The following is a 24,309-nucleotide window of genomic DNA, read 5'->3' as shown; positions in this document are numbered from 1 at the left end:
TCTCTTCATGCAGTGCGAATACGGGAAAAGAGCAAATCCCTATCTAAGTTACTGCGCAGTTTATGGATTTTGTACTGCTAATATATAAAGGAAAAACCCTGTAACTTTGGTAAGTTACAGGGCTAATCGTTCATGTTTTGTAGTCGGTCGAAGAAGAGGTCAGCTTCCTGTTCTACATCGATTTCGTTAATATCTTCTGGCAACGGTGGTAAATCATCAATAGAACTTAAGCCAAAATAAGTTAAAAATTCGATAGTTGTCCCAAACAAAATCGGTCTCCCTACTCCTTCTTTACGACCTACTTCCTCAATTAATGCTCTGGAGATAAGGGTTTGTATTGGTCGTTCACTTTTTACACCGCGAATTTGCTCAATTTCCGTCCTGGTGATTGGTTGCAAATAGGCGATAATCGCTAGAGTTTCTAATGCCGCTTGTGATAGCTTAGCATGCACTTTCGCTTCTTTCAATTTCGTAAAATATTCACTATGCTCTGGCTTCGTAGTTAAAAATAGCACTTGTTGTGATTCCATTAACATAATGCCTCTTTTAGCATGTTCATATTCAAACTTTAACTCATTAATTAAATGATCAGCCATATCCTTATCTAAATCTAATACTTTTCGAAGTTCTTTCTTATGTATCCCGTCATCTCCAGCAGCGAATATTAAACCTTCCATTATCGCCTTAATATCATTTATATCCAACTTGATAACCTCCATCAATCATTAATCATTAGGATTGGTAACGATATACGATTAATTCATCCAACTGTTTTTCCTGTTTACAATTTACCTTTCTTTGTTTCATCAATTCCAGTATCGCAATAAATGTCGCAACAATATATGTTCTAGTTTTGTTTGGAAAAAGTTGATAAAAAGAAATAGGATGTTCAAATTCTTCTAATTTCTCCATAATTTCATCCATTCGTTGATCAATTGGAATTTCTTGACGTTGAACAGAGGTCTCCATTGGTCGGTTCCACTTTTTTCTTTCCAATACTTTCCCAATTGCTTCAATCATATCATATATATTGGCTCCACCTTCAGGTAATGGATATGATTCTTCTTGTCCCATTTGTAGCGGTGGTCTCGTGTGCACTTGGCTTTGCTCTACTTCTCTTTCTTTAAGATGCTCCGCTGCTTCCTTATATTTTCGATATTCAATAAGACGGCGCATTAATTCTTCACGTGGGTCTTCTTCATATTCATCCTCAATTTCTACCGTTGGATTAGGTAATAATTGCTTACTTTTGATTTCCAGTAAAGTAGCTGCCATCACTAAATACTCACTAGCTATATTTAACTCCAATTGTTGCATCGTATGGATATAAGCCATGTATTGTGCAGTTATCTCTTTAACCGGAATGTCATAAATATCGATTTCGTATTTATTAATAAGGTGTAATAATAAATCTAAGGGACCCTCAAATGTCTCTAATTTAACTTGATAATGGTCGGGCATATGAATACCTCCAACATGAGAATAAAGATTTATAGGCTATTTCTTATAAACGCCTATACCATATAAATAAGAATTGCATACATTAATGTTGAGAAATCAATTTTATAATTGATTAATTACATCTTTAGGAGGTTTGAAAATGGGATACTCATACGGCGGCGGCTTTGCTTTAATCGTTGTGTTGTTCATTCTTTTAATCATTGTTGGTGCAGCTTGGTTCTAGAATAAAGTTTACCACAGCTTATCACTAATTTGGTGATAAGCTTTTCTATTGGATAAAAATATACTATTCATACGCAAAAAACCTTTGCTATTTCATGATTAGCAAAGGTTCTTTACGATTTTATTCATCCGTATTTTCATTGCATTTTTGTAGAAATTTTTCAGTCTGTTTATTTGCAATCACTTCATAAGTAGCGCCATAATGTTTTTTTAAAGCATTGACCATTTTCTTTCCTATTCCCAAGTTGCGGTGGGATGGATTAACTGTTAAATGCTGAACAACTGCAGACTCGGATTCTTTATCTAGATATACTCCAATTGCTCCTAGAACATCTTCTTCTTCTTTCCAAAGAAACAACTGCCAATCCTCATTCGTTTCGTATTCTTTGATTGTATCTTGAAGTTTTGAAACTTCTTTTTCTTCGGGCATAAAGGAAAGTAAACCCATTGCTATTTTTTCAAATCTTTTTTTAAAGCGAATTAACATATTGAACCCCTCATTATTCATAACAATTCGTATATTGACATGTTATGTTTTCGTACAAAAGTCGTTACTATTAATTATTTCCAATTACTAGGAAGAAAATACAATTCCAAACCAATAATAACAACCCCACACAATACTTAAAATAAGTAAAACAAGAAAAAGCAAACTATTTTTTCTACGCATATCTATCGTTCCTTCGAGTTCAGAGAATATAGCTTTCCTCACTTACAATAGTATATTCCCATTTGGATGTCAATCTTTATCTAATTATGGCAACTGAAGGAACTAATTTTATACTTCTGAAACACGTACAGTTTTCATGGTATCTCCTCGGCGGATGCGAAGAACTGTATCCATGCCCTCTGTTACTTGACCAAATACAGTATGAACGCCATCAAGATGTGGTTGAGGTTCATGTACTAAGAAAAATTGGCTGCCACCAGTATCTTTCCCAGCATGTGCCATCGATAGTGACCCTGCTACATGCTTATGCGGGTTGCCTTCTGTTTCACATTTTATTGTGTATCCAGGTCCTCCCATACCAGTTCCTGTTGGATCACCGCCTTGGGCAACGAAGCCAGGAATTACACGGTGAAAAATCACGCCATCGTAAAACTTATCATTTGCTAATTTTTCAAAGTTAGCTACCGTATTAGGTGCTGCTTCTTCAAATAACTCTATAACAATTTGTTCTCCATTTTCAAATTCTATTACTGCTTGTTTCATGTTTATCCTCCTATTCGTATGAAAGGTCATTTTGAACCATATCTTTAAATGACTCTCGTTTAATAACTAATTTATCTTGTCCATCTTCAATAAAAACTACAGCTGGTTTGGGAAAACGATTATAATGATTAGACATCGAGTAGCCATAAGCTCCAGTTGAGAAAACAGCTATAATATCATCCTGCGTGACTTTCGGTAATTCTATATCCCAAATCAGCATATCACCAGATTCACAACATTTTCCTGCAAGAGATATTTCCTCTTTATTCGTTCCATTGACATTATTGGCAATCACTGCATCATATTTTGCGTTATAAAGCGCTGGACGCAAATTGTCCGTCATCCCACCGTCAACGGACACATACTTTCTAACGTTTGGTATTTCTTTGACAGACCCAATAGAATACAACGTTAATCCAGCATCTCCGACAATAGAACGACCAGGTTCTATCCAAATTTCAGGAAATGCCATCTCATTTTCATTCACCTGTTCGCTAATTTTATCAATTAAAGATTTAACATAAGTTGAAAGTGGCAAAGGATCATCTTCCGCTGTGTACCTAATACCAAATCCACCACCAACATTTAATACTTCCGATTCAAAATCATAACGATCTTTCCACCCTTTCAACGTTTGAAAAAGTCTTTCAATCGCCATTGTAAAACCATCTGTTTCAAATATTTGCGATCCGATATGACAATGTAGTCCTTTTACATGGATCCCATCAATTTTCATTAATTTCTGTAAAGCATCTTCTGCTTGTCCATTTGTTAAATCAAAACCGAATTTCGAGTCTTCATTTCCAGTTAAAATGTAATCATGTGTATGTGCTTCAATTCCTGGAGTAACTCTGATTAAAACATCCATCTCTTTATTCTGTTCTTTTAAAACATGTTCTAATAACTCTATTTCGTAAAAATTGTCGACAACAATACAACCTATATTATATTCTACCGCCATCGAAATTTCATCAATATTTTTATTATTCCCATGCATATGGATTTTTTCAACAGGAAAATCTGCTTCCAACGCTGTATATAACTCACCTTGGGATACGACATCTAAACTTAAATTTTCTTGTTTAGCAACTTGAATCATTGCAACAGATGAAAATGCTTTACTCGCATATGCAACCTGTGCTTGCACACCTTTTTCTCTAAATGTATCTACAAAAGCTCTTGCATTTTCACGAATTTTTTTGACATCATACACGAATAATGGAGTGCCGTATTTTTTAGTAAGATTAACAGCATCCAAGCCGCCAATGGTTAAATGGCCATCCTCATTAACTGCAAACGGATGTAACATCTTGAACCCTCGCCTTCCCTCTAGCTTCTACCTCTATTCATCATACAAAAATCCCTTATCCCCATCTTTTTAACGAAGACAGGTAGACAAGGGATAAAAGAATTCCCATTTCTACAAAATCTAACAAAGTATAAAGATAATTTATCACAGGCTTATCTCTAGTTCAAGTGTTTACAATTAAGATTATGCTTGTTTTTGATTATTTTTAGGGTTCACTATACTAGGTCTTGTTTTAGACAAAGGCATCGACACCCGAAATAAAATTTGCCATAGGGCTTTGTCGTTAAAAGGAAGAAATGGCCATAAATATGGTGTTTGTAAGGATCTCGTCGATATCAATAGCAAAAGAAAAATCGTCAATCCAATGACGAGCCCTTTCACTTGAAAGATAAAAGTTAAAATAATTAATATAATTCTGGCCATTTTATTGGCAACACTAAGTTCATAACTTGGTGTTGCGAATGTGCCAACTGCACTAACCGCAACGTATAAAATGACTTCTGCACTAAATAAGCCTACATCTATCGCGATTTGGCCGATTAACACTGCTGCAATCAAGCCCATCGCAGTCGATAAAGGCGTTGGTGTATGAATGGCTGCCATCCGTAAAAATTCAATACCAATATCCGCTAATAATATTTGGACAATGATTGGCACGTTTCCTGTTTCATTTGGGCCAATAAATTGTAAATTATCAGGTAATAGTGATGGTTCTATTACTAATAATAACCAGAGTGGTAATAAAAATAAGGAAGCAAAAATCCCAATGAACCTGATCCAGCGGACAAATGTACCTACTGCTGGAGATTCACGGTACTCTTCAGCGTGCTGCACATGATGAAAATACGTAGTTGGCATAATTATCATACTTGGGGATGTGTCAACCATTATCAGAACATGTCCTTCAAATAAATGGGAAGCAGCTACATCTGGCCTTTCTGTATATCTGACAAGTGGATAAGGGTTAAACCCTTGTTGCACCAAATATTCTTCTATAGTCTTATCAGCCATTGAAAGTCCATCTACTTCAATTTGTTCTAATTCATTTTTAATTAAATCTACTAGCCCTTTATCAGCTACATCTTGAATATAGGATATACAAATATCTGTTTTAGATCGTTCACCAACTTGCATCATCTCATTACGTAGACGCTCATCCCTTATTCGTCTTCTAGTTAAGGCGGTATTTTCAATAATATTTTCGGTATATCCATCTCTAGAGCCTCGTATGACTTTCTCTGTATCAGGTTCCTCTGGTGACCTACCAGGATAGTGACGAACATCAACGATAAAACATTCGTCTTGACCATCAACCAAAATAACAAGTAGTCCAGATAACATTTGATCTACCGCTTCATCCAGTGTTTTCGCCTTTTCAACCTGTTGATGAACGATACGATTATTCAGTACTTCATAAATTTCACTATTGTATTCTTCCTCATCATTGATGGAAATTAGCTTCTTCATTACTTCAATCACAAAGTCAGTATCAACTAAGCCAGTAACATAATATAACTGGATTTTCTTCTCGAAAATAGTAAGTTCACGAAATCCGACATCAAAAGATACATCGATACCTATCCTCGTTTTCATATATTCTTGATTTTTTTTTAGTAACTTATTAACTGGTGTTTTATTATCCTTTTTATTCATGATGAACTCCTTCTCTAAAAAATATCTACGAAGATGATCCAATGAAACAAAGATCCGGTTATTTTTCCGATCACAATTGCCATTAATAACCATAGTAATTCTTTATCTATTCCTAATCTTTTCATCAAAATTGGTAATACATTCAACACTTCTGTTAATGCAGCAGCTAACATTCCAATAAAAATACCATGTAGTAACCCCCAAAAACCTAAGATGTAAACTGGAAGGTTCAACGTCCACTCTGTGAAGGATAAATATGTACCTAGTAAGGCACCAACTATAACACTTGCTTGATAATGTTTCATCCAGTCAATCGATTTACTTAGCTGAACTAATCTCGGTATAATTCCTAATACAGTTAAAAAAGCTACAAAGCCCGCACCTACCATTAGCCCTGATCCGAATCCTATTGCAATTTCACCTACAACATATACTATTTCACGAGTCATTGCGCTTATTTAGAACATTCTCATGATAAATTAAATATTGATCAAGGTCCTGTTGATAGTTAAACATTTCAACTTCTAACGGGCTTGGTTCTTCATTGAAACGTTTTTTGAAAATATGGTTAAAAAACAGGATCATCCCTAAGCCTAAACCGATTGAATAAGGAATTTGAATCCATAGTGGTTTATTCTGCTGTTCCCCCGTTAACAAGAAATACAACCCTTGATGTACTTCTTCCATACTGACATCATAATGAAAATTCATGATCGCCATTGCTGATCCAATGCAAAGTAGTAGCCAGATTAACAGGATTAAAAAGATATTAGCTTTTTTGTCATTTTTTTTAATCTCTACAATTACATGATTTGATCCTAACAATTCAACGCTAAGGAAAGGATAAGCTTCTACTAGCGTATCTAATAATTGGAAACCATCAATAACAGATACATTTTGATCTTTCTCTGTAATTTGATAAATCTTTAAAGTTTCTAATTCTTTCAAATAATCAATATTTCCGGTGACAAAGGCAATATCATTTAAAGTAATTAAATGTTGTTTATCCACTTCAATCTTTCTTTTGAGTCGAATATATACTTTTTCTTCCTTCACATTACATCATCCTTTTACTTTTAGCTTGCTTGTGAGGAAAATGGTATTCTTAGTATAAGTTGATTTTAAATATTCATTCATAACAGTACAGAAAAACAACACACTCTATTTAGAAATGTAGGTACATCCTGCGAAGTATTGAAAATACTGTTTGTTCGAAACTAAATGCACAGTCGCCTATGTAGTAATTTTGACATATATCGTGACCATAACCGCCACTCCGGCTGCCCACTTCCCTTTCGTGGGGGGGCGGCCTTCGTTAAGTTATGCTCCTCAACACTAATCCAAAATCAACCAGTCGATTTCTCCAACATATATAGCATAAGGTTCTAGTCTGCTACAGGGGCATTCACAGCCATTTAGCACTGTAACAAAACAGAAAAGTTTAGTTCTATGAGTTCATTTCTTTCTATAATCAGAGAACAAAACAGAATGCGGAGACTCCTGTGGGAACTCACGTGTGCCGAAGATCCACTTGGTAAAGTGCTTTTCTTTACCAAGTTAGCTCAAGATGCCCACGGAAAGCGCAGTATTCTGCCGGAGCGGTTTGTCAAGAATGGAAGAGAGCAAATACAAAGTTACTTCGCAGATTATGGATATTATGTAAATTTCCCATAAAAAAAGACTATCCCGGAGGATAATCTTAATTTGTGATTTCTTCTTTTATTTTTTCTAATATTTTCTTTTCTATTCGGGAAACCTGAACTTGTGATATTCCCAGTCGGTTTGCAACCTCTGTTTGGGTTTTATCCTTATAATATCTTAAGTATACAATCAACCGTTCTCGTTCATCTAGATCTTTAATAACTTGTTCCATCGTCATTTTATCAAACCAATTGTCATTGACGTCTGCTATCTGATCCAGTAACGTAATAGGATCACCGTCGTTTTCATACACAGTTTCATGTATGGATTGCGGTTTCTTAGTCGCTTCCTGCGCATGGATGATATCCTCAGGTGTAAGATCTAGTTTTTCAGCAATTTCTTGCACTGTCGGGGCTCGTGCGAGTTCTTTTGTTAACTCATCTGTTACCCTTCTTATTTTATTTCCAATTTCTTTTAAGGATCGACTAACCTTTACTGTACCATCATCTCGTATGAACCGTTGGATTTCACCAATAATCATCGGTACAGCATAAGTAGAGAATTTGACATCGTATTCTAAGTCGAATTTATCAATTGACTTTAATAAACCGATGCAACCAATTTGAAACAAATCATCTTGATCATAACCTCTGTTGAGAAAACGTTGAACAACAGACCAAACGAGGCGAATATTTTTCTCTACCAATAATGATCTCGCTTCCTCATCTCCTTGTTGACTTAACTGGATATACCTCTTTACATCTTTATCATCTAAAGGTGATGTGTTAGACATTTGTGTTTTCATAGGCATCACCTAATTACACATGGTTTTGCTAGTTTGAAAATCTTTTGTCATTCTCACCTTTGTGCCTTCTCCTGGATGTGATATAATTTCGACTTTATCCATGAAGTTTTCCATAATAGTAAAACCCATTCCTGACCGCTCAAGTTCAGGTTTAGAGGTATATAGTGGTTCTTTCGCTAAATCGATATTATCAATTCCCATCCCTTCATCCTCGATTAAAATGGATAATGTCTGATCAGTTAAGGAACAAGAGATATAAACGTATTGGTTTGGGTCCTCTTCGTAACCATGAATAATAGCATTGGTTACTGCTTCCGAAACAACAGTTTTGATTTCTGTTAATTCATCCATATTTGGATCAATTTGTGACACAAATGCAGCAACTGAAACTCTAGCAAATGCTTCATTTTCACTGACACTTCTAAACTTTAATTCCATTGCATTATTCATGATGCCACCCCCAAACTGGAAAGAGCAAAATCTTCATTTGACTCTAGCCTAACAATCTTGAATAATCCCGACATATTAAATAACCTTTTTACTGCTGGGTTGACAGAACAAACAATCATTTCTCCTCCTAATTGCTTTACTTCCTTATAACGCCCTAATACAACCCCTAAACCTGAACTGTCCATAAAATGTAAGGCATCAAGATTTAAAATGACGTGCTTAATCCCCTCTTGATGCAGGCGATCTTGCCATTCTATTTTTAATCGAGCAGCAGAATGATGATCTAGTTCACCATCCAATCGGACGATTAATACGTCTTCGACTACAGTGAATTGAGTCTGTAATTGCATATATTTCCCTCCCAGTTTTTTCTGTATTACTTTTTTCTATATCTCTCATCCCTAATCCTGCTAATTGACAAAACTAGAACGAAATCGTCTAAATAAGCTTATTTTCGACCTATTCTTTCCTTATCGCTAAAAGAATGACTGAAATGTTCGTTTAAACAGTTGAAGTACATTAGCATGCTTAATATCTTCTAATACAATTAAATCTGTTTCACTAATAATGTCTTCTCCAACTACCACTTGCAACTTACCGACCATTGTTCCTTTTTCTAGCGGTAACTCTACATCTTGATTAATTTTTATTTTCGTATCGATTTTATCTAAATTGGTTCCTTTAGGATAAAGAATCGATACTGAGTCGTTGGTAACTACATCCACCTTTTGTTTATTTGCTTTTAACCATTCAAACGACGTCACAGCCTGATTTTTCTCGTATAATGGCTTTGTTTCGAATTTCGCATAAGCATAATCTAACAATTGGCTTACATCACTATTTCGATCTTTCGTGCTTTCTGCTCCCATAACAACAGCTATAGTTCTCATACCATTTTTCTCCGCGGTTGCCGTCAAACAATATTTCGCTTCGTTAGTGTATCCTGTTTTCAGACCATCTACACCTTCATAGAAACGAACTAGCTTATTGGTGTTAACAAGCCAAAACTCATCTTCAGTGTCTTTACGTAAATAATCCTCATAAATACTTGTGTAGCGTGTAATATCCTCGTATTTTAGTAACTCCTTAGCCATAATCGCCATATCATGAGCAGTACTATAATGATTTTCTGCAGGTAAGCCAGTTGAATTTTGGAAATTGGTAGATTTAAGCCCTAATTCTTCTACTTTTTCGTTCATCATTTCTACAAAAACTTGCTCACTACCGGCAATTCTTTCTGCCATTGCCACACTAGCATCATTACCTGATGCAATAGCAATACCTTTTAGCAAGTCATCTACTGACATTTCTTCTCCAGCTTCTAGGAAGATTTGTGATCCACCCATTGATGCAGCATTTTCACTGACTCTGACTTGTTCATCTAAGGATAATTCACCCTTTTCAATAGCTTCCATAATAAGTAGCATAGTCATAATTTTAGTCATACTAGCTGGTGGTAATTCTTCGTTAGAATTTTTATCATATAATATATTACCAGTATCACGTTCGATAAGTATCGCTGATTTCGAATTTGTGGCTAAATCTAATGATTCACTTTCACTTACTTCACTTGATACGTGATTTTCTTCATGATGAGCAAATACGTTTCCTTGACCGATCACCGCCATACTTATAACAATGAGTATCATTATGCTTATTCTTTTCAACATCTTCACCTCCGATTTATAACATTTCTATTTTTTCCAAAATAATCTAAAAGTATAACTTGTACTTTGAAATATTTAAAAAAAGACAGAAAAAAGATAGCGAACATCGTCGCTATCTTTTCTACTACCTATTTTATGACTTCATATATCATTTTTTGGCGGGTTGCTTTTTCAGGTTTTATCGTATAAGCATTTTTTACAATAGAGATGATTTGTTCGACATCTTCTTGATCACTGTTTAATATAGCTAAAGTATCGCCATGGTCTACATAATCACCGATTTTCTTTTGGAGGGTAATGCCAACCCCGTGATTAATAGCATCATCCTTGGTTGCTCTTCCGGCACCTAGATGCATAGCAGCTACCCCTATTTCATCTGCCTCCATTTCATGTATATAGCCTCCTTGATCAGCTTTCACTTCCATGTGATAAGATGATCCAGGGAGTTGAGACAGGTCTTGAATAACAGTTATATCACCGCCTTGTGCTTCTATAAAATCCATAAAGCATTTTAACGCGTCGCCGTTATCGATTAAGCTTTCTAATGATTGTGTTGCCTCTGAATAATCCTGATACACACCAGCTAATATTGTCATATGAGCTGCAAGTTCAATTGCTAATTCTCGAAGATCTTCTATTCGTTTTCCTTGTAATACTTCAACTGCTTCTTTTACCTCATTGGCATTTCCGATCTCATATCCTAACGGTTGATTCATGTCACTGATCACGGCAACGGTTTGTCTGTCTAATTGATTACCGATCGTTACCATTTCTTCCGCTAATCGTTTAGAATCTTGCAATGATTTCATAAAAGCTCCTGAACCTGTTTTAACATCCAGGACAATACTGTCAGCTCCTGAAGCAATTTTTTTACTCATGATCGAACTTGCGATTAATGGAATTGAGTCAACTGTTGCTGTAACATCTCGCAAAGCATATAATTTCTTATCAGCTGGGGCTAAATTTCCTGTTTGTCCAACTACAGATAACTTGAATTTATTGACATTATCAATAAATTGCTGATTTGTTAATTCGACCTTAAAGCCTGGTATGGATTCTAACTTATCTATAGTCCCTCCTGTATGACCTAACCCTCTTCCCGACATCTTTGCTACTGGGATAGCTGCTGCAGCAACTAGAGGACCAACGATAAAAGTTGTCTTATCACCGACACCACCAGTTGAATGCTTATCTACTTTGTGACCTTTAATAGGGCTCAAGTCAATAATATCACCGGATTCAACCATATTTTTCGTTAAGGATGCAGTTTCTTCTTGTGTCATACCTTGATAATAAATTGCCATCATCAAAGCAGACACTTGATAATCGGGTATATTTTCTTTCATATACTCTTTGATAAAGAAAGAAATTTCTTGTTCTGTTAACGTATCACCATTTCGCTTTTTGGCGATAATATCAACCATTCTCATTCCAATCACCTCTTTTTTGAAGTCATTTACACAATATTGTCTTAACTATTCTTCCATTTTCTTAGTGGTCAAGGATCATCCTAAAGGGGCAAAGAATCGGACTAGCTTTTCTTTTATCACTCCCTACTAAGTTAGGATAAGCAATTTAGAAGTTACCATATCTTATTTAATATCGCTCAAAAAACTTTTACCATATTGAGGACGTTTCACTTTAAAATTGTCCGCAATTGTAGCTCCAACATCAGCAAATGTTTCTCTTAACGGCAACTCTTTTCCTACATCTATCCCTTGATGATAAACAAGTAACGGTACATATTCTCTGGTATGGTCTGTTCCATGATGAGTAGGATCATTACCATGATCTGCTGTTATGATAAGTAAATCATCTTCTTGTAATTTATCTAAAACTTCCGGTAAAAATTGATCAAACTGTTCTAGCGCTTCTGCATACCCATCTGGATTTCTTCTATGGCCATATTTAGCATCAAAATCAACTAAATTTAAGAAATTCAGACCGTGAAACGATTTATCCATTGATTGTATAAATTTTTTGATCCCATCTTCATTATCTTCTGTTCGAATTGATTCCGTGACTCCTTCACCATCATAGATATCCGAAATTTTACCTAACGCAACAACATCATAGCCACCATCTTCCAAAGAGTTCATAACAGTATATCCAAAAGGTTTTAGGGCATAATCATGTCGATTAGCAGTCCGTTCGAAACGACCTGGCTCACCGATGAATGGTCTGGCAATTACACGCCCGATCATATATTTTTCGTCTAAAGTCAATTCACGGCATATCTCACAAATTTCATATAGTTCTTTTACTGGAATTATTTCTTCATGTGCTGCAATTTGTAATACGGAGTCAGCTGAAGTATAAACAATAAGGTTGCCTGTTTCCATATGTTGTGGACCTAATTCTTTAATAATTTCTGTACCTGAAGCTGGTTTATTGCCAATTACTTTTCTTCCCGTTTTATGTTCAATCGTTTTAATTAACTCTTCAGGAAATTGTTCAAATGTTCGAAAAGGAGTATCAATATAGAGGCCCATCATTTCCCAATGACCTGTCATTGTATCTTTTCCATTGGACGCTTCTTGCATTTTCGTATAATGGGCCTTTGGCTTAGATGTCTTTTCTATGCCATTAATTTCCTTTATATTACTTAAACCTAATTTTCCCATATGAGGCATATGCAATCCATTTCGATATTCGGCAATATGACCCAATGTATCAGCACCAATGTCATTAAAATCTGCCGCGTCAGGTGCTTCTCCTATACCTACAGAATCAAGTACAATTAAAAAGATTCGATTAAAAATTGGCATGCTAATCCCTCCTATTCTTCCATACCCTCCCTATCAACGTAGTATGCCTCATATTAGTATATTCATTAATGAAATCTGCGTTGTTGTAGAATAATTGTTATGATAGAGAAACAATAAGAAGCTAAATCGATTCACCTATATAAACTAATAAATCGCCACGATGATAATCGTGACGAATTTAAGCTCTTGGATGATGTGTTTTATAGATATCTTTTAATCTAGATTTCGAAACATGGGTATAGATTTGAGTTGTAGATATATCTGCATGACCAAGCATTTCTTGGACTGCTCTTAAATCAGCGCCATTCTCTAGCAGGTGTGTTGCGAAGGAATGGCGTAATGTATGTGGAGACAGCTCCTTTTCAATACCTGCATCTCTGGCAACCTCTTTTATAATCTTCCAGAATCCTTGACGTGACAATGGATTTCCATGATGGTTGACAAATACTGTTTCGGTTTGCTTTTTCTTAACTAAATCGTGTCTAGCAGATTGAATATATAAATCTAAAGCATCTTTAGCGATATCACCTAAAGGAACAATTCGTTCTTTAGATCCTTTCCCAAAACAGCGAACAAATCCCATTGTTAAATGCAAATCGTTCATCTTTAAGTTAATCAGTTCTGAAACACGCAACCCTGTTGCATAAAGGGTTTCTAACATCGCTTTGTTACGTATGGAATATTTATCTGCAGCCGGAATATTTAGTAATTTATCTATATCTTTAGCAGATAATACTTTTGGCAATTTTCGGTTTGCTTTAGGCGTTTCGATATGTAAACTTGGGTCCTCTTTCAGCTGGTATTCTCTTATTAAAAATTGGTGAAATAGTCTTAAAGTGGACAACATTCTTGCGATAGTAGCGGATGATTTCCCCTGGTCGTTCAAATGATACAAAAATTGCATAATATCATGACGACCAGCCTGTTTCCATTCCGTAAGTTCTCTTTCTTCCTTAACAAAATGATAATACTTGAGAAGGTCTCGTTTATAAGCTTGCAAAGTATTATCGGATAATCCTCTTTCTATTTTTAAAAAGTGAAAAAACTCTTCTACTGGATATTGCATCTCATCCATGATTTATTCTCCCAATCGAAAAAAGATACTCAAACGCTCCCAAACATCGGGCTCTTCCTGCTGAAATACTTTTACAGCATTTCCTTGAGGATTGTCATAGCGATCTAATTTTTCGTACTCTTGATGTAACGCTTTGATCACATAATAAAACAAAATGGTACACAATACAAAAATAATAAAAAACTTCATCATTTCAATAAAAATTTTCACAATCGATGACATATCGCATTCTCCTAATAGAATAGACTCTATTAGAATTTATACCGATATTATATAAAAATATACCTATTTAGCGGATAATTTTTTTGCTTCACAATTTCGACAAATTCGATCTTGACATTTTTGACATATTCCGTGGAATGTTAATCGGTGATCTTTGACAATAAATCCCCAATCAGTTTGAACAATTTGCTCGACTTCTTCCAACAAGTCATCCATTATCTCTTCTACTGACCCACATTCCGTACAAACTAAATGATGATGGAAATGCTTTGCCCCTTCTTTGCGAAGATCGTAGCGAGAAACCCCATCACCAAAATTAATTTTATCGACAATTTCTAGTTCTGTTAATAATTCTAGAGTTCTATATACAGTTGCTAAACCTATTTCAGGTGATTTATCTTTTACTAATAAATAAACATCTTCCGCACTAAGATGGTCTTCTTCTCTTTCCAATAATACACGGACAGTTGCTTCACGCTGTGGAGTTAATTTATAACTTTGAGCGTGCAATTCCTTCTTAATACGGTCTAATCGGTGTTCCATAATGAAGACCTCCTTACATATGTACATTATAAATATTCCAATGTAAGGTGTCAATTAAAATAATTATAAAAAACGCTAATAAAACATTATTTTTTAATAATTATTATCAATTAATAAATCTGTCTGATATTAATCTCATCGTTTCAAATGAAACTATCGATTCCAATAAAGCTGCTATGCTAACCACGATCATTAAGCAGATAAAAACAGCAGTATATCGGTAAAAAATCTGTAAAATCGGTTGTTTATAACGTCTAGAAAACATACTCTGTAACAAAGTTAATGAGAATACCATCGCAAAACTGCTAGCAATTATATAGATTGGAATGATAATCAAGTTTTGTGGTGCTATTGCGGAGAATGAGAACAGCAACCCTTTAATACCTAGCTGATTAACAAAAAAACCGACAGTAAATCCGATTGCTACTCCTTTTACAAATAATAATACCCAAATAATAGGTAATCCAATAACCGCTAATCCCAGGAAAAAAAGCAAAGATAGAAATTGAATATGATAAAATATTGCATTTTGAAATAATGCTTGTTTCGATATATCTTCATCTTGTAAATAACCAAGAAAGAATCGTTCTAAATAAAAAAATAGATCTTCTTTTTGAACAAAATTCATACTATTGACGATAATTGCGCCAAATATGATCCCGGTTATAAAAAGAATAATCGTAAATATATAGATGGTATGGTACTTTGCAAGATGACTGGAGATTGGTTTTCTGCTTTTTGGTAGTTTCAATTCATTCACATCCTCTAATTATGTTCTCGTTTCCAATCTATGATTGGAATAATAGAAATAGAACACAACTAGAGTTTATTTTAATTTTACATAATATTATTACGGTTTACTTTCAACTTTTCCATATCGTCCGCCTCCACCTTCAGCCACCATTAACTTCCCTTTACGTAATTTAATAATCATTTCAGCAAGATTATCTCCAACAACTTTTGCTAAATCAACTTTTGGGATATAGTGAATTATATTCATTTCGTTACCAAAATGATCTAATAACTTTTCCATAGTTTTTGGCCCCAATTTAGGCAGATATTCAAGTGGTACTTGATATATATAATCTGGTCGCTTACTAGCAGTAACTTGATCGGAAGCTAATTCTCGTATTCGATCTGATACACCTTTAACATATTTACTAGAGCCGCATTTAAAACATTTACCTCCTTGAAATGAGGCAAGACAGTTAGCACATACTGTTGCATAATATTTTCCTAATTTAGGATTCATTCCAAAGTTTCGGTTAACACACCGCCCGACTTCATTTTTTAATGCCATTTTTAATTCTTTAAAACTTGGTTCTGCTAAAAGTAACTGTTGATATTCTCTTGCTATTTTCGGCAACGAATGTGCATCTGAATTCGTTAAATACGTGTAGCGGTGTAATTCTTCAATTTGATCAGCCATCTTGGTATCAGAACTTAATCCGAGTTCAACGGCGTCCACTTGATCTGGATCTAATACCTCTGTTAAAGAATCAGATACTCCTTTACCGAACAGGCTCTTAAATGGTGTAAAAACATGGGCAGGAATGAATAACCCTTCAAGTTCATGTGTTTTTGTTTGTAAAGTAACGGCATCACCGTAATAACGTTGTGAACTCAGTTCAACGTTTTTCATATGTGAAGACAGCCAAAGGGAAAATGCCTTCATATTTCGAATAAATGGAAAGAAACATAACACATGGATCGGGCCTTTACAATTTTTATCATATACCTCTATTTCGCTACCTAAAATTAATGTGGTGTCTCCAAATTGAACACCACCATCTGCTAGTTCAATTGCCTTCCCCTGTTCAACAGCTAATTCAACCTCATTGAGAACCGTTGGAGCATGACAGTCGATAATCCCGACAATATCTATCCCTTTCCGTTCACTGGCCTCTTGCATAATATTCATCAGTGTTAAATGTTGGGAAGCAGTAATCTTCACTGGGTTCCCCTTTAAATTACGTCCAATATGAATATGTAAATCGGTAAAAAATTCTTTTAGCATTTTATTTCAAACCCTTGTGTTGTAAATAAAGAATCGCATAAGCTGTTTTTGCATCATGTATTTTTTGTTCTGCAACTAACCTTTCTGCCTCTTCCAATGATAGTTCGATTAATTCGACAAATTCATCTTCGTCCATTGCTTTAGGCTGCTCTACTTTTTTCAATGAACTTGTTTTATATAGGTACATTATTTCATCCGCAAAGCCTGGAGAGGTGTAAAAGGAAGTCACATATGTTAATTGATCTGTCGTATAACCTGTTTCCTCTTCTAATTCTCTTAATGCCGTTACTTCAGGTTTCTCATCTTGTTCCAGTTTTCCCGCTGGAATCTCCACTAATGTTTTTTCTAGTGGCTTACGATATTGTTTGACAAAAATAATTTTATTATCCTCCGTTACTGGAATTATCGCAACAGCCCCTGGATGCTTAACAATTTCTCTTTTTGATGATTTCCCATTTGGTAAGGTGACGTCATCTACTTGCACATTAATCACCTTTCCTTCAAAAATAGGTGTTGTTTGAATGGTTTTCTCTTTAAAATTAGTCATAACATATCATCCTTTCTTTTTCCAACAGTCTCTTTCATTGTATTTCTTTGTTATGATTTGTACAATGAATTTATATGGATGATGTAGAAAGGATGAACAAGATGAAAAAAACGAAACTTGGAATGTCCGAACTTGAAGTTTCTCAAATTGCACTTGGTTGTATGTCTCTAGGTACCTCCCCAACCAAAGCGAGTGAAATTATTGATGAAGCATTGGAACTCGGTATTAATTATTTAGATACAGCTGATCTATATGATCAAGGTGTAAATGAAGAAATCGTCGGTCAATCGATTAAAAATAAACGAGATCAAATTATATTAGCTACAAAAGTAGGGAATCATTTAAAAGACGATGGCAGTTGGTTTTGGGATCCTCGAAAAACTTATATTAAAGAACAAGTTAAAGAAAGCTTAAGAAGACTGCAAACGGATTACATTGACTTATATCAGTTACATGGCGGTACGATTGAGGATCCGATAGATGAAACGATTGAAGCTTTTGAGGACTTGGTGAAGGAAGGTGTCATACGCTATTATGGTATTTCTTCGATCAGGCCAAATGTCATTCGAGAATATATCACAAAATCTAATATCACTAGTGTGATGATGCAATACAGCATGCTCGATCGTCGTCCGGAAGAAGAAGTGATGACACAGTTAGCTGAACATCAAATTAGTGTAGTAACAAGGGGATCACTAGCTAAAGGCATGTTAAGTGCTAAAGGTCCAGAAGTTGTTTCAGAAAAAGGTAAAAAAGGATATATAGATTATGATGCAAGTACCTTAAAACAAACAGTTGAGCAGTTACGAGGGCTATTGCAGGATAATCAGACATTGAACGGCTTGGCATTGCAATACGTATTACAAGAACAAGCTGTTGCTTCTGTCGTAGCTGGAGCAAGCTCGATTGCACAATTAAAAGAGAATGCCGAAGCATTAAATCAACATTTTAACCCTGAACAATTTGCAAAAGTTAAAGAAATAACTAAAGCAAATACCTATCAACAACACAGATAAAAACCGGCAAACCCCGCCACTTCATCATTAAATGCTAAGTAGACGTGGATTACTTTGGTAGTAATGATGAATATTTGAACAACTTCACCACCACTAGCTGCTCACTTTCTTTTCGTGGGGTTTGCCCTTCAGCTAACTTTTTCGAGCAAAAACCGCTCGAAAAAGTGGAACTTCAGGCCAAACGAATCCCAATTATTTATGCCGCAATGCCACCAACAATTCGATAATAATAGCGATTTTATATTCATGCTATTACTGAATGAATATGGATAAACGGATTTAACATTTCATTCGGACTTGTTAATCTGAACGTTGCTCCATTATAATCTAATTTCATATTTTCACTGAAAAAAGTAGCTTCTTGGTGATGAACAACTACATTAAATTGATCACATTCCACCTCTATGTGATTCGCTTCTCTTCTAGGAATGAGTGAAATAGTAGGCATACCGTTAACACCACACCCACAGCCCTCTGTGTCATACGTTAAAGCTAAGATAGTGCTTTTCGAATTCACTAATGAATTTATTTTATCTAGTGCATTTTCTGTAATCATCAATTGCATAATACCCCTCCATTACTTCTTCTTAAAAGCGGGTTTCAAAATGGTTTCCATTACTTGTGGAAAGTTTTGATATAGCTTACTTCCCGCATGCATCCAAAATGGTAAATTGATTTCCCTTTTATTCTTAAAAAGGCATTTGGTTATGTGGTTCGCTACATCATTGGGATCTAACATATGCTTTGCGACACTTCTTTGATAATCCCCTTTTGGATCTGCAGTTTCAAAAAAAGCAGTTTTCACTGGTCCAATATTTACCGATGTAACAGGTATCTTTCCTTCCAGTTCCATACGTAAAGCATTAGAGAAACTGATAACACTTGCTTTTGTAGCACTATATACAGCAGATTTAGGTGTAGCTATTTTCCCTGCTTGAGAACCGATGTTCACTATATGTGCGACAGGTTGATTCATAAGTGTTGGAAGCGTATAGTAAGTCGTAAAAAACAGAGAATCCAAATTGAGCCGGATCATGTTATCAATCTGTTTCCAATTTAATTGATCAAATGCCTCAAAATAACCTACACCTGCGTTATTGATGAGGATGTCTATTTTACCACATTCCTTGAGAATTTGATCCAATGCCTTCTGCCATTCTTTAAGATCTGTAATATCAACTGGATAAGCGATCGGCTTGATTCCATATATATTGTCTATTCTTCTTGCAATCTCGATTAATTTACTTTCTGTTCTGGCAACTAAGACAGGAATAGCTTTTTGTTCCGCTAAAGCAAAGGCTAAAGCTTCACCAATACCGCTAGAAGCGCCAGTAATCAATACATGTTTTTCTTTTAACTGATTCATTCTATCAACTCCACCCTTATCATATCATATTCCATAACACGGACAGAACCAATTGATTTTGTAGTGTATGTAAATTTTTTGTTAGAACTAACGAATTTATTAGCTGGATCATTGACTTTTCCTGATAAATTAAAGACAATCATGAAGAAGCTAAACTTTTACATAGAGGTGAAATGATGTCTACCATTATTTATGCACATCGCGGCGCTAGCAAATATGCACCCGAAAATACAATGCCTGCTTTTGAACTAGCATATAAACACGGAGCGGATGGTATTGAAACAGATGTTCAATTAACGAAAGACAACATCCCTGTTTTAATTCATGATGAACAACTAAACAGGACAACTAACGGGAAAGGTTTTGTGAAAGATTTTACTTATGACGAACTGAAACAATTAGATGCAGGAAGTTGGAAATCTTATCACTATAAGGACACAACAATACCGACCTTAGATGAGCTACTTGCATGGAACCAGGATAAACAATTAAAATTAAACATAGAACTTAAAAATAATATAATTTTCTATCAAGGGTTAGAAAACATAGTCTGCCAGAAATTAGCTAAATACAATATGACAAAGCAAACGGTTATTTCGAGTTTTAACCACGATAGTATTACAAAAATTTTTGATGGAAAAGTCGAGATCGATTATGCTTTATTAACAGGTAGACATAATAAAGCTTTGGTACCATATAGTAAAAAAATTAAAGCAAAAGGTATCCATATCAGTTATCGCCTACTATCGAACAGGTTAGTTACGCTGGCAAATGATAACCAATTATATGTCGCGGTATATACAGTAAATTCATCAATTGCTATTAAGAGAGCGATTCGTTTAGGGTGTCATGCCCTTTTTACAGATGTACCTAAATTAGCGATCGACATCAAAAAAAGAAGATTTGCAGAAAGGATTTAATCGATGCACATACACTTTTTAGGAACAGGGGCTGGATTACCTAGTAAAGATCGGAATGTTACATCCATCGTACTAGATTTGTTACAAGAGCGTAATGGGCTTTGGATGTTTGATTGCGGAGAAGCAACACAACACCAAATATTACATACCTCAATCAAGCCGAGGAAGATAGAGAAAATATTCATCACACATTTACATGGAGATCATATTTTCGGGTTACCTGGCTTGTTAAGCAGTCGATCTTTTCAAGGTGGGGAGGAACCAGTAACTATTTACGGTCCGACAGGAATTAAACAATTTATAGAAACTGCATTAACGGTTAGTCAAGCCAAACTATCCTACCCCATTATGATAGAAGAACTGAAAGAGGGGATTATTTTTGAGGATGATCAATTTTCCGTCTCCGTGAAAAAGTTAGACCATGCGATTGACTGCTTTGGATTCCGTATTGATGAAAAAGACAGTCAGGGGCCATTATTAGTAGAGAAATTAAAAGAAGATGGTATTACACCTGGACCGATCTATCGTCAATTTAAAACAAAAGAAACAGTTCAACTACCCAATGGTAACAAAGTCCATTCCAAAGACTATATCGGAGAACCGAAGAAAGGCAAAAGCGTTGCCATTTTAGGTGATACCAGAACTAAAGAAGAATATGTCTCATTTGTCGAAAATGTGGAGCTATTGATTCATGAAGCTACTTTTAACAAGGAACAGGTACAACTGGCATATGATTACTTTCACTCTACTACAGCACAAGCTGCAAAAATCGCACAAAAAGCAAATGTAAAGAAATTGATTCTTACCCATATATCATCGAGGTTTCAATTGGATGAAATAGATCAATTATTATTAGAGGCTAAACAATATTTTGAAGAAACGGTTATCGCACATGATTTTTATTCAACTTCTATAAAATGAGACTATGAATCAAGGACAACAAAGGAATTAGATAGCAAAAATCCGAACCTTAATGTCTGAGTACGCATACCGCTACGGCAAAATATTTCGCTTTCTGTGGGCGATTCAGATAGTTCGGATTCTCGTTCTACTTAATTCATTATGTCCCTGATACTAATTGAAGTATTAAATCTCCTAATCACTCAATTAGTCATAGTCAAATCCTAATTGGGCTCATCTAAATAATGAAACAGATCTATCTGGTAAGTAATATCCTCTTTTTTTACCGCATTTTGTACAGTAATACCTAGTAACCTAACGGGATCAGCATTCCAATGCTCTTCCAATAACTGTTCACTGTAAAATAATATGTCAGCAGCCTTTTCAACGTACTGATTCAATCTCATTCTTCTCGTGATTGTCTTTCTATCACTGTAACGAATGGTTAACTGAATGGCATCACCTACAGCTGATTTTCGATGCAGACGCTTTTCAACGCTTTCCGAAAGAACTCGTAATTGTCCGACTAGTTGCTCATAATCAGATACATCAACAGGGAAAGTCTGAGAGCTTCCGATACTTTTAAAACTGCTCGCACTCTCTGGGTCAACTGGACGTGGGTCTTCTCCCAACGCCCTTGTTTTTAACCTCTCCCCATTCACTCCTAGTAACCCTTTTAATAGCACTGTATCTGTTTCCACTAAATCTTCAATTGTCTCGATCTGATATTTCTTTAATTTTTCGGCTGTCTTACTTCCAATCCCATACATTTCTTCTATTGGCAGCGGCCATAGCTTAGAGGAGACATCTCTTTTTCTTAATATCGTAATACCGTTTGGCTTTTTCATATCTGAAGCCATTTTCGCCAGAAATTTATTAGGCGCTATCCCGATACTACAAGGTAAATGTAAATCATTTGCGAGATGTTGTTGAATAGCATTGGCAATATCGAGCGGATTTCCTAGATCATAGCTGTCTGTGATATCCAGAAATGCTTCATCAATCGAAACAGGCTCCACATATGGTGTATAATCCTCCAAAATACGAAAAATTTGATTGGAAACTTCTCGATAACGATCAAAATTTGGTCTTTTTACAATCAATTGAGGACAATGTTTTTTCGCTTCCCAAAGAGACATCGTAGTTTTTACACCTTTACTTCGTGCTTCATAACTACTTGTAACAACAATTCCTTTACGTTCATCAGGATTACCTGCAATAGCAAGTGGCTTGCCTTTTAACTGTGGATTATCTGCTATTTCTACCGATGCATAAAAGCTATTCATATCAACATGTAATATGACACGTCCGTTTTTCGGATACCATGATTTCATATCATCACGCTCATTCAGTTGATTTTTTAACAATTTCATATAATAAAACAGGTACTTCTGTTAAATCTGAAATACTAATCCTTTCATCTTTCGTATGAATATTTTCGTAACCTACTGCTAAGTTAACTGTTGGAATTCCCTTTCCAGATAGATGATTTGCATCACTTCCACCACCACTTACTTTTAATGCAGGGGTTTTGCCTACAGCTTTTACAGCATCCTGAGCCACTTGTACGACTTGATCCTTTTCTGTAAATTGATAATTTGGATACATGGCTTTAACTTCTATATCAACCGTTCCACCCATTTGTGAAGCTGTTTCTTCCAACGCATGACACATTACGTTCACCTGTCTATCTAATTTATCTTTTGATAAAGACCTTGCTTCTGCAACTAATAATACTTGCTCACATACTACATTTGTCGGTCCTTTCCCTTCAAAACTTCCTATATTTGCAGTAGTTTCTTCATCGATTCGACCTAATGGCATCTTCGTAATTGCTTTAGCAGTCATACTTATCGCAGAAATTCCTTTTTCCGGACTCACCCCAGCATGAGCAGCCTTTCCGTTTATCGTGGCATATAATTTTGCTTGTGCTGGTGCAGCTGTAATAATGGTGCCAACCTCCCCATCACTATCCAGCGCATAACCGTACTCAACCGGTAAGTGCTTAACGTCAAATTGCCGGGATCCTACAAGTCCAGATTCTTCCCCACTCATAATCACAAAATAAATATCACCATGTTCTATCGGGTTTTCTTTCATGATATGAATAAGCTCTAAAATAGCGGATATTCCAGCTTTATCATCCGCACCTAAAATCGTTGTTCCATCTGAATAGATGATACCATCACGTATTTCTGGCTGAATCCCTTCACCAGGAGCAACAGTATCCATATGTGCGGTAAAATAAATGCCCGGCATGTTTTTATTGGTTCCTTCTAGTCGCGCAATGATATTACCTGCTTCATGTCCTGTTATTTGATTGGTTTGATCTTCTTTTACTTCTAATGCTAATTGCTGAAAAAGATTGATGAGATAATCAGCTATTTTTCTTTCCTTTCCCGTTTCTGAATCCATTTTTACTAACTCGATAAATTGGTTAACAATACGTTCTTGATTAATCAAAGTTTATACCCCTTTTCTTGATATGTACTTGTCCATTCTTTTAATTAGTTG

At 35.4% G+C, this 24,309-nt stretch carries 27 protein-coding genes and 1 pseudogene; 4 read left to right on the top strand and 24 right to left on the bottom strand.

What is annotated here, in order from left to right; genetic code table 11:
• Positions 1-122 precede the first annotated feature (122 nt).
• Both scpB and GH715_RS16970 read right to left on the bottom strand, forming a co-directional pair.
• Complete coding sequence (gene scpB / locus GH715_RS16975; RefSeq protein WP_153836299.1) at positions 123-704, bottom strand: SMC-Scp complex subunit ScpB; 582 nt, start codon at positions 702-704, stop codon at positions 123-125.
• Positions 705-732: 28 nt separating this feature from the next.
• Positions 733-1,461, bottom strand: a complete 729-nt coding sequence (locus GH715_RS16970; protein ID WP_153836300.1) for a segregation/condensation protein A — start codon at positions 1,459-1,461, stop codon at positions 733-735.
• A gap of 139 nt (positions 1,462-1,600) precedes the next feature.
• Here GH715_RS16970 and GH715_RS16965 point away from each other — a divergent pair, with 139 nt between their 5' ends.
• On the top strand, positions 1,601-1,684 hold the full coding sequence (locus GH715_RS16965; protein WP_018931611.1) for a YjcZ family sporulation protein: 84 nt from the start codon (positions 1,601-1,603) through the stop codon (positions 1,682-1,684).
• 120 nt (positions 1,685-1,804) lie between these two features.
• Here the strand turns inward: GH715_RS16965 and GH715_RS16960 are convergent, their stop codons facing one another.
• The 18 genes from GH715_RS16960 to GH715_RS16875 form a co-directional block, all read right to left on the bottom strand.
• On the bottom strand, positions 1,805-2,170 hold the full coding sequence (locus tag GH715_RS16960) for a GNAT family N-acetyltransferase (protein ID WP_153836301.1): 366 nt from the start codon (positions 2,168-2,170) through the stop codon (positions 1,805-1,807).
• A gap of 291 nt (positions 2,171-2,461) precedes the next feature.
• Positions 2,462-2,896 carry a peptidylprolyl isomerase gene (locus GH715_RS16955; RefSeq protein WP_153836302.1) on the bottom strand — a complete coding sequence of 145 codons (435 nt, stop codon included), beginning with the start codon at positions 2,894-2,896 and terminating at the stop codon, positions 2,462-2,464.
• A 10-nt stretch (positions 2,897-2,906) separates the two neighbouring features.
• On the bottom strand, positions 2,907-4,205 hold the full coding sequence (lysA, locus tag GH715_RS16950) for a diaminopimelate decarboxylase (protein ID WP_153836303.1): 1,299 nt from the start codon (positions 4,203-4,205) through the stop codon (positions 2,907-2,909).
• A 183-nt stretch (positions 4,206-4,388) separates the two neighbouring features.
• Positions 4,389-5,858: a spore germination protein gene (locus tag GH715_RS16945; RefSeq protein ID WP_153836304.1), complete on the bottom strand. Its 1,470-nt coding sequence runs from the start codon at positions 5,856-5,858 to the stop codon at positions 4,389-4,391.
• A gap of 14 nt (positions 5,859-5,872) precedes the next feature.
• Positions 5,873-6,307 (bottom strand): stage V sporulation protein AB, encoded by a 435-nt coding sequence (locus tag GH715_RS16940; RefSeq protein WP_153836305.1) that lies wholly within the window; start codon positions 6,305-6,307, stop codon positions 5,873-5,875.
• Positions 6,297-6,914 carry a stage V sporulation protein AA gene (locus tag GH715_RS16935; protein WP_163578729.1) on the bottom strand — a complete coding sequence of 206 codons (618 nt, stop codon included), beginning with the start codon at positions 6,912-6,914 and terminating at the stop codon, positions 6,297-6,299. The genes GH715_RS16940 and GH715_RS16935 overlap by 11 nt, the downstream gene beginning before the upstream one ends.
• 643 nt (positions 6,915-7,557) lie before the next feature.
• On the bottom strand, positions 7,558-8,304 hold the full coding sequence (sigF, locus tag GH715_RS16930) for an RNA polymerase sporulation sigma factor SigF (RefSeq protein ID WP_153836306.1): 747 nt from the start codon (positions 8,302-8,304) through the stop codon (positions 7,558-7,560).
• 9 nt (positions 8,305-8,313) lie between these two features.
• Positions 8,314-8,754 (bottom strand): anti-sigma F factor, encoded by a 441-nt coding sequence (gene spoIIAB, locus GH715_RS16925; protein WP_018931619.1) that lies wholly within the window; start codon positions 8,752-8,754, stop codon positions 8,314-8,316.
• The gene (gene spoIIAA / locus GH715_RS16920) at positions 8,751-9,104 is read right to left on the bottom strand and encodes an anti-sigma F factor antagonist (protein WP_018931620.1); all 354 of its coding nucleotides are present in this window, start codon (positions 9,102-9,104) and stop codon (positions 8,751-8,753) included. The genes spoIIAB and spoIIAA overlap by 4 nt, the downstream gene beginning before the upstream one ends.
• A 126-nt stretch (positions 9,105-9,230) precedes the next feature.
• Positions 9,231-10,424, bottom strand: coding sequence for a D-alanyl-D-alanine carboxypeptidase family protein (locus tag GH715_RS16915; protein ID WP_153836307.1), 1,194 nt, complete (start codon positions 10,422-10,424; stop codon positions 9,231-9,233).
• 125 nt (positions 10,425-10,549) lie between these two features.
• Entirely contained in the window at positions 10,550-11,851 is a 1,302-nt protein-coding gene (locus GH715_RS16910; RefSeq protein WP_153836308.1) for a pyrimidine-nucleoside phosphorylase, read from the bottom strand.
• Positions 11,852-12,013: 162 nt separating this feature from the next.
• Positions 12,014-13,189: a phosphopentomutase gene (deoB, locus tag GH715_RS16905; protein ID WP_153836309.1), complete on the bottom strand. Its 1,176-nt coding sequence runs from the start codon at positions 13,187-13,189 to the stop codon at positions 12,014-12,016.
• A gap of 178 nt (positions 13,190-13,367) precedes the next feature.
• Positions 13,368-14,255, bottom strand: a complete 888-nt coding sequence (gene xerD, locus GH715_RS16900; protein WP_163578730.1) for a site-specific tyrosine recombinase XerD — start codon at positions 14,253-14,255, stop codon at positions 13,368-13,370.
• Between the two features lie 12 nt (positions 14,256-14,267).
• The gene (locus GH715_RS16895) at positions 14,268-14,486 is read right to left on the bottom strand and encodes a DUF4227 family protein (RefSeq protein WP_153836311.1); all 219 of its coding nucleotides are present in this window, start codon (positions 14,484-14,486) and stop codon (positions 14,268-14,270) included.
• 63 nt (positions 14,487-14,549) lie between these two features.
• Positions 14,550-15,029 (bottom strand): ferric iron uptake transcriptional regulator, encoded by a 480-nt coding sequence (gene fur / locus GH715_RS16890; protein WP_018931626.1) that lies wholly within the window; start codon positions 15,027-15,029, stop codon positions 14,550-14,552.
• A 106-nt stretch (positions 15,030-15,135) separates the two neighbouring features.
• Positions 15,136-15,789 (bottom strand): stage II sporulation protein M, encoded by a 654-nt coding sequence (gene spoIIM, locus GH715_RS16885; RefSeq protein ID WP_338029424.1) that lies wholly within the window; start codon positions 15,787-15,789, stop codon positions 15,136-15,138.
• A 90-nt stretch (positions 15,790-15,879) separates the two neighbouring features.
• Positions 15,880-17,046, bottom strand: coding sequence for an endonuclease Q family protein (locus GH715_RS16880; RefSeq protein ID WP_153836313.1), 1,167 nt, complete (start codon positions 17,044-17,046; stop codon positions 15,880-15,882).
• A gap of 1 nt (position 17,047) precedes the next feature.
• Positions 17,048-17,593, bottom strand: a complete 546-nt coding sequence (locus GH715_RS16875; RefSeq protein ID WP_153836314.1) for an NUDIX hydrolase — start codon at positions 17,591-17,593, stop codon at positions 17,048-17,050.
• Positions 17,594-17,694: 101 nt separating this feature from the next.
• Here GH715_RS16875 and GH715_RS16870 point away from each other — a divergent pair, with 101 nt between their 5' ends.
• Positions 17,695-18,609: an aldo/keto reductase gene (locus GH715_RS16870; RefSeq protein WP_153836315.1), complete on the top strand. Its 915-nt coding sequence runs from the start codon at positions 17,695-17,697 to the stop codon at positions 18,607-18,609.
• Positions 18,610-18,853: 244 nt separating this feature from the next.
• Here GH715_RS16870 and GH715_RS16865 read toward each other — a convergent pair whose 3' ends face one another.
• Positions 18,854-19,174, bottom strand: a complete 321-nt coding sequence (locus tag GH715_RS16865) for an iron-sulfur cluster biosynthesis family protein (RefSeq protein ID WP_153836316.1) — start codon at positions 19,172-19,174, stop codon at positions 18,854-18,856.
• A gap of 12 nt (positions 19,175-19,186) precedes the next feature.
• On the bottom strand, positions 19,187-19,975 hold the full coding sequence (locus GH715_RS16860; protein ID WP_153836317.1) for an SDR family NAD(P)-dependent oxidoreductase: 789 nt from the start codon (positions 19,973-19,975) through the stop codon (positions 19,187-19,189).
• A 176-nt stretch (positions 19,976-20,151) separates the two neighbouring features.
• Between GH715_RS16860 and GH715_RS21380 the strand changes: the two genes are divergently transcribed.
• Together GH715_RS21380 and rnz are read left to right on the top strand one after the other, a co-directional pair.
• Entirely contained in the window at positions 20,152-20,895 is a 744-nt protein-coding gene (locus GH715_RS21380; protein ID WP_153836318.1) for a glycerophosphodiester phosphodiesterase, read from the top strand.
• A 3-nt stretch (positions 20,896-20,898) separates the two neighbouring features.
• The gene (gene rnz / locus GH715_RS21375; protein WP_153836319.1) at positions 20,899-21,816 is read left to right on the top strand and encodes a ribonuclease Z; all 918 of its coding nucleotides are present in this window, start codon (positions 20,899-20,901) and stop codon (positions 21,814-21,816) included.
• Between the two features lie 221 nt (positions 21,817-22,037).
• On the opposite strand, the pseudogene GH715_RS16850 reads toward rnz, so the two are convergent.
• Positions 22,038-23,129: pseudogene (locus tag GH715_RS16850) on the bottom strand (DNA polymerase IV); the annotation flags it as partial.
• A 10-nt stretch (positions 23,130-23,139) separates the two neighbouring features.
• Entirely contained in the window at positions 23,140-24,258 is a 1,119-nt protein-coding gene (locus GH715_RS16845) for a M20/M25/M40 family metallo-hydrolase (RefSeq protein WP_153836321.1), read from the bottom strand.
• Positions 24,259-24,309: the final 51 nt, after the last annotated feature.

Source organism: Gracilibacillus thailandensis (assembly GCF_010994055.1).
Taxonomy (GTDB): domain Bacteria; phylum Bacillota; class Bacilli; order Bacillales; family Amphibacillaceae; genus Gracilibacillus; species Gracilibacillus lacisalsi.
Note: the sequence above shows the minus strand (reverse complement) of the source record. Positions and strands in the feature narration are given on the sequence as shown.